At 49.5% G+C, this 11,830-nt stretch carries 9 protein-coding genes; 8 read left to right on the top strand and 1 reads right to left on the bottom strand.

What is annotated here, in order from left to right:
- Positions 1-658: 658 nt before the first annotated feature.
- The 8 genes from VN379_RS02145 (at position 659) to VN379_RS02110 (ending at position 10,044) form a co-directional block, all read left to right on the top strand.
- Positions 659-2,692, top strand: a complete 2,034-nt coding sequence (locus tag VN379_RS02145) for a FapA family protein (protein WP_325530323.1) — start codon at positions 659-661, stop codon at positions 2,690-2,692.
- A gap of 169 nt (positions 2,693-2,861) precedes the next feature.
- Entirely contained in the window at positions 2,862-4,631 is a 1,770-nt protein-coding gene (locus VN379_RS02140; RefSeq protein WP_325530321.1) for a sigma-54-dependent Fis family transcriptional regulator, read from the top strand.
- 167 nt (positions 4,632-4,798) lie between these two features.
- Positions 4,799-5,857, top strand: coding sequence for a Glu/Leu/Phe/Val dehydrogenase (locus VN379_RS02135; protein ID WP_325530320.1), 1,059 nt, complete (start codon positions 4,799-4,801; stop codon positions 5,855-5,857).
- Positions 5,858-6,002: 145 nt separating this feature from the next.
- Positions 6,003-7,406, top strand: coding sequence for an amino acid permease (locus tag VN379_RS02130; protein ID WP_325530318.1), 1,404 nt, complete (start codon positions 6,003-6,005; stop codon positions 7,404-7,406).
- Positions 7,407-7,450: 44 nt separating this feature from the next.
- Positions 7,451-7,654, top strand: a complete 204-nt coding sequence (locus VN379_RS02125) for a 4Fe-4S binding protein (protein WP_325530316.1) — start codon at positions 7,451-7,453, stop codon at positions 7,652-7,654.
- A gap of 17 nt (positions 7,655-7,671) precedes the next feature.
- Entirely contained in the window at positions 7,672-8,739 is a 1,068-nt protein-coding gene (locus VN379_RS02120; protein ID WP_325530314.1) for a 3-methyl-2-oxobutanoate dehydrogenase subunit VorB, read from the top strand.
- A 1-nt stretch (position 8,740) separates the two neighbouring features.
- Complete coding sequence (locus VN379_RS02115; RefSeq protein WP_325530312.1) at positions 8,741-9,496, top strand: thiamine pyrophosphate-dependent enzyme; 756 nt, start codon at positions 8,741-8,743, stop codon at positions 9,494-9,496.
- Positions 9,493-10,044: a 2-oxoacid:acceptor oxidoreductase family protein gene (locus VN379_RS02110; protein ID WP_325530310.1), complete on the top strand. Its 552-nt coding sequence runs from the start codon at positions 9,493-9,495 to the stop codon at positions 10,042-10,044. Before VN379_RS02115 ends, VN379_RS02110 begins: the two co-directional genes overlap by 4 nt.
- A 143-nt stretch (positions 10,045-10,187) precedes the next feature.
- Here VN379_RS02110 and VN379_RS02105 read toward each other — a convergent pair whose 3' ends face one another.
- Complete coding sequence (locus tag VN379_RS02105; protein WP_325530308.1) at positions 10,188-11,828, bottom strand: PAS domain S-box protein; 1,641 nt, start codon at positions 11,826-11,828, stop codon at positions 10,188-10,190.
- Positions 11,829-11,830 lie beyond the last annotated feature (2 nt).

Below are 11,830 nucleotides of genomic sequence, written 5' to 3'. Positions count from 1 at the left end.
ACCTTATACTATATGCTGCCATATGTAACTCCTGCTGAGATAAAAAACCATAAAATTAACCAATTTATAACATGCAATTAACACAAACCCAAACAGCAGATGGTATGCTAAAACAGAGGGTGAGCATATGTCAAACAAAGTGGTGTACGGCTTGTTCCTGTTAGTGGCAATTCTGTATCTTGTCATGTACTTTTTTCAATGGAACATTCTTTCTGAAAGTAAGGGAATGTTCGAGCTTCCTTCATCGTAAATAGCTAATATTATATATTATACAGGGAAGCAACGTGAATAGAGAATAGAATAGCTGCTTTTTGTGATATATAGCAAAGAGGCTTCTAGATATAATTAAATAGAGCGATCCCCCTATTGCAGATTCAAATACTGCAATAGGGGATTTTTTCTTTTGAACTGATTTGGCCTCCTTGGCGCACTGTACAGCAGCCATCCAACAACTATTAGGACAATTAGCCTATATGATCAGGTCATTCATTATACGATATTGATTATAATAAGTGTCTCTAGCCAAGGCTCCGGTCCGTCCGCTATTACCAGCTGTGAATCCAGAGGCTATTCATGTGTACGCGGGTTAGCTACCGGAACGGTGCAAAAGGTATAGTGCGTGCTTAATAACCTGATTAATGGACTAGGATGTGGTTTCATGGATCATTCAGTTATGTCTGGGGCACAAGACGGCCGGTATCAAATTACTGCTAACGATGTTGGCATATACCTTAGTGTATGGGCTCCGGCCAAGGGCGGCTGGACGGTAACAAAAGCAGCAATTATTCAGGAATTAACAGAGCGAAAATGCACTAACTTTGATAGTAATTTCATTTCCGTAGTAATTAGGGAAGCGATGGGGACACCGGTACTTATTGTCAATACAGGGCCGCAGATCGATGGGCGGTATGAAATCAGTGCTCACGATGCTGGCGTGTATCTTAGTGTGTGGGCTCCGGGAATTGGCGGCAATCCGGTTTTAAAAGCAGCAATTATTCAGGAACTAACAGAACGAAAATGCACCAACTTTGACAGTGATTTCATTTCGGTGGTCATTCGGGAAGCTGTGGGTAGACCGACGCTTATTGTCAATACCCAGCCCAAGCAAGATGGTCGGTATGAAATCAGTGCTAATGATGCGGGTGTGTATCTCAGTGTATGGGCTCCGGGCAACGGTGGGTGGCCTGTATCGAAAACGGCAATAATTCAGGATTTGACAGAGCGGCAATGCACCAACTTTGACAGTGATTTCATTTCCGTGGCAATCAGGGAAGCGATGGGGACACCGGTACTTATTGTCAGTTCACAGCCAGCCGTTTTACCGCCAGAGAACCTGATTCGTGTCAAGGTTGGATTCGAGCGCCTGGAAGCCAGGGTTAGTGTCAATATTCCCGTAGATAAACCGCTGGCTACACGTTCCCAGCTTTTAGGTGAATTACAGGCTGCCGGTGTCTGTTCTGGGATTGACGAAGCGGCTCTAACTATGCTTACGCAAACCCATTCAGCAACTAATATTATTTGTGCCCGTGGTACTCCGCCTTGCAGAGGTGACAACGCCTTCCTAAAATACTTCATCGATCCTGACAGCCAGGGGCGCCCGATAGAAATGGAGGATGGGCGGGTTGACTTCAAAGAAACTAACAAGTTTCTCTGTGTGGAAGAAGGACAGTTATTAGTAGAAAAAATTCCCGCAACACCGGGTATACCGGGAACCGACGTGTTCGGACTGCCGCTTCCACCTAAGCCTGGTAAAGACCTCCCCATGCCTGTGGGGCAAAATGTAATTAATGTCGACGACTGGCGTCTTTATGCTGCGATCAATGGCCATTTGTATATATTTCTTGATAAACGTGTTAATGTCATACCAATTATCGTAATTGACGGCGATGTTGACTACGCTACCGGCAATATTGATTTTAAGGGCAGTGTCATTGTCAGGGGTTCTGTACAACCGGACTTTTTTGTAAAAGCCGGCGGCAATGTTGAGGTATGTGGTACAATATCCGGAGGTATGGTTGAGGCCAATAACATTATTGTGCGTAAGGGAATCCAGGGCATGAAGCGTAGTGTAATCAAAGCACGGGAACGCCTTGTGGTTAATTTCATTGAAAGTGCTACTGTGTATGCCGATGAGGATGTTATCGTCCATGATGTTATCTTAACTAGCTCTGTCTATGCCGGTTCGCGCGTTATTGTTGAAGGTGGGCGGGGCCTTATCCGGGGCGGCCGTATATCAGCCGGTGAATTAATCCGGGCAAGCACCATTGGTAATCAATCAGGTGTGATTACTGAAATCGAGGTGGCGGTTAATTCGTTGCTCAAGGACGAACTCATGAATCTTCGCCAGCAAATCAAGAAAGCAGAAGTTACCTATAATGAATTGAAATTAGCAATGTCTCACTTTCAGAATCAGGGGATTGGGCTTCTTGCCGGTGAAAGAAGGGAACGATATAAAAAACAGGAACTGGAGTATAAGGCCCTGCCAGATCGAATAGAAGGGATGCGGCAGCGTATAGCCAATATTGAGTGTATTCTCAATGCCGCCAAGCCAGGCCGGGTTCGGGTCAGCGGCTATATTCATCCCGGAACCAGAGTCTCTATCGGCGCCTTAACCAAGAGCCTCAATGATTCGTTGCAATTTATCTCTTTTTATGTGGTTGATGGTGAGCTTAGGTTTAGTTCCCTCCGGTGACTTTATAATATAGCGTCCTTAGCATAAAGTGCCATAAATGGTACTTTATGCTTTTTTATTGCATTTGTCCACTACCAGGAGAGGAATTAAATGACGCATGGAGAAATATGGTATAAGGAGTGGACTTTTTAGTCTGGCAAGAGGAAGGTCGCTTGGGGAGGGTGTTCGTGTGGCGAAAGTACGTAAATTAATCACAAGCAATGACTGGAGTATCAGTAGCCGGGAAATGCAGGATATTTTGAACTCGACCCATGATGCCGTCATAGCGGTCAATAAAAAAGGGATAATCATACTGTTCAACACAGCCGCTGAGCGGCTGTTGGGGATTGCGGCGTGGGAGGCGTATGGCGAATATGCGCAGGATATTATTCCCGGCTCACGCCTGCACTGCGTGTTGGAGACGGGGTTGCCTGAGCTTAACCAGCGGCAGGAGACTGGCGACACCTGTATCCTTACCAACCGTGTTCCGGTCCGGGATGAAGCGAACCGGATTGTGGGTGCAGTGGCCGTGTTCCGGGATATGACCGAAATTCGCCAGTTAGCCGAGGAAATGACTTGCATCAAAGAAATGAAAAAATTATTGGAGGCCATCATCAATACCTCACAGGATGTCATTTCTGTTGTGGATGACCAGGGGAAAATCATAATGGTCAACCCCGCCTATACGCGGCTGATCGGGATGCGCAAGGAAGAAGTTATGGGTAAATCGCCTACCGTGGACATCCGCCAGGGAGAAAGTGTTCATCTGCGGGTCATGCAATCGATGGAGGCGGTGCGGGGAGTACCGTTAAAGGTTGGACCTGACAATCGCGAGGTTATTATTAATGCGGCGCCACTAATTGTCGATGGCCGGTTGCGCGGCAGTGTGGCAATGGCGCATGACATCTCGGAATTAAAATACCTCTCAGAGGAACTTGCCGGTGTGACCGCGCTGATGGACCGGGGGCAGGCCCGCTATACGTTTGACGATATCGTGGCCCGGGGGCCGGTGATGCAGGCGGCGGTGGAGAATGCCGGCCGGGCTGCGCTTACGCCTGCTACCGTGCTGCTGGCAGGGGAGAGCGGAACCGGGAAAGAGTTGTTTGCCCATGCCATCCATAGTGCCAGCCAGCGAAAATATCGGCGGTTTGTCCGGGTAAATTGTGCTGCAATCCCGGAAACACTGCTGGAAAGTGAGTTATTTGGCTATGAGGCCGGGGCATTCAGCGGGGCTCTTAAAAGCGGTAAAAAAGGCCTGTTTGAAGAGGCTGATGGCGGTACGCTGTTTCTTGATGAAATTGGCGAGATTCCGCCGTCTCTTCAGGTAAAATTGCTGCGGGTGCTGCAGGAGCGGGAGATTATCAGGGTCGGCGGCGTCAGGGCGTTTGACCTTGATCTGAGAATTATCGCCGCTACCAATAAGAACCTGGAAGAAGAGGTGAAAAAGGGGAATTTCCGCAAAGACCTTTATTACCGGATCAGCGTTTTCCCAATAACCATTCCACCGCTGCGCCAGCGGATCGGGGATTTGCCGGAGTTAGCCCGGCATTTGTTGACCAAACTCAACCGGGAGTACGGACGCTCTGTGCAGGGGATAGCAGATGACGCAGCAGCCCTGCTGGCCGAATACGGCTGGCCGGGGAATGTGCGGGAATTAGAGAATGTCCTTGGCCGTGCCCTGATTAATATGCATTTTAATGAATATACGATTATGGTGCCTCATTTACCGCCAATTACAGCCAGGACCGGAGCCAATGCAGAGAGTAACACCTCAGAGAAGGCTATTGTACCCTGGAGAACACTGGCTGAAACGGTGGAGGAGACGGAGCGGCGGGCTATTGCAGGTGTTCTTGCCGGGTATGGCGGCAACAGGGCTGAAACCGCCCGTCACCTTAATATTTCTTTGCGTACCCTATATTATAAGCTGGAGAAATATGGGATAACAGGCAGCCAGGCCTGACTGCAAAACAATTCACTGCAGGATTTTGCAATTGCTGCAAAGTCTTGCAGTGATTTTTTTTATCTGGACGGTTATTACCGGTTTTGATGGGTACTCTTATACTGGCACATTTCTTGCGATTAAGTACTACCAGATGAAACAATAAAATTCACAGGGGGGATTTGTAAATGGGGATTTTTAACAAGATGGAGCAGCATGGATATGAGCAATTGGTTTTTTGCCATGATCCAGCCTCCGGTCTGAAAGCCATTATCTGTATCCATGACACCACTCTTGGTCCGGCACTGGGCGGTACCCGTATGTGGCAGTACGAGTGTGAAGAAGATGCAATTACAGACGTAGTGCGTCTGGCCAGGGGGATGAGCTATAAAAACGCAGCCGCCGGGCTTAACATAGGGGGCGGTAAAGCTGTTATCATCGGCAACTCTAAGACTGATAAAAGTGAAGCACTTTTCCGGGCATTCGGCCGTTTCGTGCAGAGCCTGAATGGACGGTACATTACCTCGGAAGATGTTGGTACCGCCGTAGAAGATATGGACTATATCCACCTGGAAACCTCCCATGTGGTTGGCCGTGGTGTGGCCGATCCCTCGCCGGTCACTGCCTATGGTACCTGGAAAGGCATGAAGGCTTGTGCTGCGGAGGTTTGGGGAACCGGCTCGCTTCAGGGGAAAACTGTGGCTGTGCAAGGGCTGGGTCATGTGGGCTATACCCTGTGTCAGCATCTCCACGAAGAAGGGGTTAACCTTGTTGTGACAGACATCAGCGCGGAGAATACCAGCCGCATTGTCGCTGAATTTGGTGCCAAAGCCGTTGCTCCTAATGAAATCTATGGGGTTGATTGCGATATCTTTGCTCCCTGTGCCCTGGGTGCCATAATTAATGATGAAACACTGCCCCGGTTAAAGTGCCGCATTATCGCCGGTGCTGCCAATAATCAATTGAAAGAAACACGGCATGGCGATATTCTGCAGGACAAAGGCATTCTCTATGCCCCTGATTTCATTATTAATGCCGGCGGTGTTATTAATGTGGCCGATGAGCTGCAGCAAGGCGGCTACAACCGTGACCGGGCCCTGAAAAAAGTAGACGGCATATACAATACTATCGAGCAGGTCATCGCCATCTCCAAACAGGAGCGGATTCCAACCTACAAAGCCGCCGATATTCTGGCCGAAACGCGGATTGCCCTGATTGGCAAGGTGAAAAAAACGCTATTACCGTAATTTCTACTGCCCCTCCCGCACCGGGTCGTTGCTAAGAGTGCCGAAGTGTGTTGTCGATACCTGGTGGGGAGGGGATTGTTGTGTAGGTAAAGGGTGAAAAAAAGGAAAATTATCTGAATTTTCTGATGTATGGGGAGGTAAAAAAATGAGCTTGTTTCGTAAGAAAAATATTGCGGAACTGATTCGGGGTAGTGAAAGAAATGGCCTGAGGAAGACTCTGGGCGCGACAGACCTGGTTTTATTAGGGATCGGGTGTATCATCGGTACCGGAATTTTTGTGCTTACCGGTGTTGCTGCCGCCAAATATGCAGGACCGGCAATTATGCTGTCCTTTGTTTTATCAGGCCTTGCCTGCGCGTTTGCGGCCTTAGCCTATTCCGAGCTGGCATCCATGGTGCCGGTAACTGGCAGTGCCTACACCTTTGCTTATGTCTCAATGGGCGAAATCGTCGCTTTTGCGGTAGGCTGGGCGCTGATTTGTGAATATACGATCGGGTCGGCGGCAGTAGCGGCCGGCTGGTCAGGCTATATGGTCGGGTTGCTCAAATCGGCCGGCATTGCTTTGCCTACGGCGTGGACTGCTGTCCCTGCTGATGGCGGTATCCTGAATGTTCCTGCGATTTTAATCACCCTTATCCTTACCTATTTATTGATGCTTGGCACTAGAGAAAGTGCTGCTCTGAACAGAATCCTGGTATTTATTAAACTGGCATGTATCGCTTTTTTCCTGTTTGTTGCCACTCCTCATATCGATCCGTTAAACTGGCAGCCGTTCCTCCCTTATGGCTGGGGTGGTGTGGCTACCGGCGCTGCGATCGTATTTTTTGCCTATATCGGGTTTGACACGGTGTCCACTGCTGCGGAAGAATGTAAAAATCCCAACCGGGATATTCCCATCGGGATTGTTGGGTCGCTGGTTATCTGTACCGTTCTTTATATTGCCGTCGCCGCTGTGCTGACAGGTGTTGTGCCTTACTCAACCCTGAACAACAGCGAGCCGGTTGCCTATGCACTTCGCGCCATTGGCATGAATTTTGGCAGCGCTCTGGTGGCGCTAGGTGCTATTTGCGGCATCACCACCGTACTTTTAGTCTTTATGTATGGTCAGACCCGAGTGTTTCTGGCGATGGCCCGTGACGGGATGATTCCACAAAGCCTGGTAAAGATTCACCCCAAATACGGTACCCCGCATATCATTACAATGATTGCCGGTGGTGTAGTGTCTGTGCTGAGCGGCTTATTACCGATCAACATCATTGCCGAACTCTGCAACATGGGAACACTTTTTGCTTTTATTTTAGTCTCGATCGGCGTGTGGGTGCTTCGCCGGACCCAGCCTGACGTGCCCAGGCCGTTTCGCTGCCCTGCCGTCCAGGTGGTTGTGCCGCTGGCCGTGCTCTTGTGCGGCTACCTGATTGCCAATCTGCCGGTGGAAACACTGACCTTCTTCGGGATCTGGTATGTCATCGGCATGATCGTGTATTTCACCTATAGCCGCAAGCATAGTACCCTAAACTCACAACCTGCTGACGTTTCGCAGGATGAATAAACTGCAGCTTATGCGCGGTTGATATCACTTGAGGAGGAATTAGTATGCCCAGACCGGTTTTTCGTGCAGAAAGGTGCAAGGGCTGTGAACTGTGCCGCGACGCGTGTCCCAAGCAGATTATTGTTATGGCTGATACCTTTAACTGTAAAGGCTACCGTCCGGCCTTGTGCTCTGATGAGGAACAATGCAGCGGCTGTACGCTGTGCGCCAGGACTTGCCCCGATGTGGTTATTACAGTCTATAAATAAGGATTGGGAGTGAAGAAATGTCAGAAAACCTATTGATGAAAGGCAATGAGGCCCTTGGCGAGGCTGCTGTTGCCGCTGGCTGCCGGTACTATTTTGGCTATCCCATCACACCACAGTCTGAGTTGATTGAATACATGGCCAAGCGTTTGCCTCAGGTTGGCGGGACATTCCTGCAAGCAGAGAGCGAAGTGGCTGCCATTAACATGACATATGGTGCAGCCAGCGCCGGGGCCAGAGTCATGACCTCGTCGTCAAGCCCAGGCATTAGTTTGAAACAGGAGGGTATCTCCTATATCGCCGCTGCCCAATTGCCCTGTGTGATTGTTAACGTTATGAGAGGCGGGCCCGGCCTCGGCGGCATCCAGCCGGGGCAGGCCGACTACTTCCAGGCGACAAAAGGCGGCGGTCATGGCGATTATCACAGTATCGTAGTTGCGCCCAACAGTGTGCAGGAAATGGCCGATCTCACCGTACTGGCCTTTAATCTGGCCGATCAGTACCGTAATCCGGTGATGATACTGGCCGACGGCGCTCTCGGGCAGATGATGGAGCCTGTCAGCTTTCAAAACAGCTCAATCATTGAGGTGGAAAAACCCTGGACGATTACCGGTATGGGGGAGCGGGCTACCCCTAATAAGATTAATACTGTTGTCCTGAACCCGGAAGGGTTGGAGCAAGTAAACGTAAACCTGCAGAAAAAATATGCTGTACTGCAGGAGCGCGAGGTGCGCTGGGAGCAGAGCCGCACCGAGGATGCAGAACTAGTGCTTGTCGCCTACGGCATAACATCACGTATTGCCTATTCGGCGCTGGAAATGGCGCGCGCAACCGGCTTGAAAGTGGGCTTGTTCCGTCCCATAACCCTGTGGCCGTTTCCCAAGCAGGCCTTAGCGAATGCGGTAAGTCAGGCCGCTGCAGTTTTGACACTGGAACTAAGTGCCGGTCAGATGGTAGAGGATGTCAATCTTGCCATCAAATGCACCAAACCGGTCTACTTTCATGGCCGCACCGGCGGCATGCTGCCAAAGCCCCGGGATATTTATGAGCAGATTGTCAGCATATTGGCAACCAGGGGGGACAAATAGCATGGAGGAAAAGGTGTTTACGCGGCCAGAGGCGCTGGCTGATGTGGAAACTCATTACTGTCCGGGCTGTCAGCATGGGATCATTCACCGCCTGGTGGCCGAGGTTATTGATGAACTGGGTATCCGGAAAAAGGCAATTGGTGTCGTCCCTGTCGGTTGTTCGGTGTTGGCAGATCAATATTTTAACATTGATGCCATCAACGCCGCGCATGGCCGGGCTCCTGCTGTTGCGACCGGGATCAAGCGGGTACACCCGGACAAAGTGGTGTTCACCTACCAGGGTGACGGCGATATCGCAGCAATCGGTATGGCCGAGACGGTACATGCCGCGGCGCGGGGCGAACAGATCACGATTGTATTTGTCAATAATGCCATTTATGGCATGACCGGCGGCCAAATGGCACCGACAACACTGGTTGGCCAGGTAACAGCAACATCCCCTTATGGACGCCAGCTTGCCTCGGCCGGTTCACCGGTGCGCTTGTCCGAGATGCTGGCTATCCTTGACGGGGCCAAGTATATCGCCCGTGTTTCTGTTAATGATTCTGGCAATATAATCAGGGCGAAAGCAGCTATAAAAGCGGCTTTCGAGGTGCAACTCCGCGGGGAAGGCTTTGCGATGGTTGAGGTACTGTCCACTTGTCCGACCAACTGGGGCAAATCACCGCTGGAAGCCAGAAAGTGGCTCACTGAGAATATGCTGCCGCAATTCCCCCTGGGGATTTATAAAAATGCGGCAGGAGGTGAGGTGAAATGAGACACGAGATCATTATGTCCGGTTTCGGCGGCCAAGGCGTTATGGTCATGGGGCAGCTTCTGACCTATGCCGGCATGCTGGAGAATAAAAAGGTTACCTGGATGCCGTCATATGGCCCGGAAATGCGGGGCGGGACTGCCAACTGCTCGGTTATCATCGCCGATGAACCGATCGGGTCGCCGGTTATCAGCGAAGCCACCGCGGCGGTGATAATGAATCTGCCGTCTTTAGACAGGTTCGAAGCTGCCGTGAAAGCCGGCGGGGTGCTGATTGTCAACAGTTCCTTGATTGATAAAGCAGTAACGCGCCAGGATGTCAAGGTCTATCGTGTACCGATCAATGACATTGCCAATGAGCTGGGGAGTGTGAAAATGATTAATATGGTAGCACTGGGGGCGCTGTTGGCTGCTGCCGGTGTGGTGGCGGAGGAATCGGTCATTGCTGCCTTTGCAAAAAAATTTGCCGCCAAGCCGCAGCTGATTGAGGTGAATCAAAAGGCTTTGCATCAGGGCTGGCTTTTCAGCCGGGACCATGAGCCGCAGATATAGCCAACAGGCTAAAGTTAAAATGTATAAAGAGGCCAGGCGTGATCCTGGCCTCTTTTTTTCGTCTGGACAATCTGACAGCAGGCTGTGGGGAATTTCAACAATATGAATAATACCCCTGCTCTTTCAAACGGAAATAGCAGGGGCTAAAAACGTGAGCGATACTCTTTAGCTGGCTGAGTAAGCCTGTGTAATTGAATGGCAGTTGCCAAAGTCATCCGGGTTTCATGGCAATCAAGTGAGAGTTCCAGGATTTGTTCAATCCGCTGCTTTCGCAGCTGGATGGTCTTATGATGCAGATACATCTCCCCGCCTATTTCTTTAAAGCTCAATCCGGAAAGGAGTTTTTCCAGGGTTTCGACAAGATTGGTGTCTTCGGCTTTATCATGCGCAATAAGCGGGCCAAGCAATCTTTTTATATAGTTATTCGCATCAGCTGTCCTGGCAAACGGGGCTAAAACCTGATAAATACCACAATCATCATAGTGATAAATCTGCTGGCTAGGCCAGATGCAGGTTCCAATTGCCACCGCCGTTTCCGCATTATACAGGCGGTTTGCAAACAGGCTTAGGCCGGCGACATAGTTAGCAATTCCAGTGACAATGTGCAGATCAGGAAAATACAGAGATATCTCTCTGCTATATTCCCTGGCTGTTTCCAATTCGGCTGTTTTCCGGTCTGTTGCTTTCGGAACTGGAAAAATAACAGCAACACTGTTGCCCGTTTCCCAGGCAATTGTGTTTTCCTTCCGGCTGAGGAAGTCAACAAGCCCATCAATAATCTGTTGTTTGCGGTGTAAGTTATGCTCATCAGCCACGATTATATCCAGGTTGGATATAATAAGAACCAAGAAAGAGAAATTTTGGGGGATATAAATTTTATTTTGCCTGGCTAAATGTAACATCTCTATCTCACTGGCGTTTTTGGCAAGGATAAGCTGATTGAAAAACTCAGCTTTTTTTCTTCGTTCATAAGCCTGGTGTACAAGGCTCTCGTTTTTTTTGCGTTCACTAATATCCCTGGTTACGCCCAGAAAACCAACAAAGTCACCTTCATTATTGCTGGCAATACTCACCAGCGATTCTGTCCAAATGATTTTCTTATTTTGACGGACCTGTTCGCTCTCAATGATCAATGGCTTTTTGTCCGTAGCTGCGTTGGTAAAGGCAATAGTGGCTTCGTGAAAAATTGCCTGTAAGAATGGCAGTGGTGTTTCAACAGCTGTTTTGCCGGCAAACTCTTCCGGTGCATAGCCTGTTAATTTTGTTATGGAAGGGCTGATATAGCAGACTTTCATAGACTTGTCGAGCAGCCAGATTACATCATCAGTGTTTTCAGCAATCAGCCTGTATTTTCTTTCACTTTCGGCAATTACCGCCTGGCTTTTTTCCAGCTCGGCAATGTAGCGCTGCTCATTTTCTGTTGCCTGCTGCAGCCTGATAATCATAGTATTGAAAGACAACGAAAAATCACCCATGAAATCAACACGTTGACTATAGTCGCCCGCAGCCACCATGCTGGTTTGCCAGGTCAAGTGCCTGAGGTTGGCCTGCAAGGCTTTAAGGGCTCCCGGGAAGTAGCCACGCAACCCCAGGGTCTGGGTTAAATCCCCATTTGATAAGGTATTGGCAAATTCGCAGATTTCGGTAAGATCGTTAACTAATTGTTCCAGGAGCGGTGATTGCGACGTGTATTCAGCAAGTCCCGGCGGCAAGCCCTTTTTTTTGATCAGGCTGTGGAGGAGTTTTACTATTTCATCCAGTTCGGTTTTCAACTCCGGGTTCAATA

Source organism: Sporomusa sp. (assembly GCF_035561255.1).
GTDB lineage: Bacteria > Bacillota > Negativicutes > Sporomusales > Sporomusaceae > Sporomusa.
This window is presented reverse-complemented; position numbering and strand designations above follow the sequence as displayed.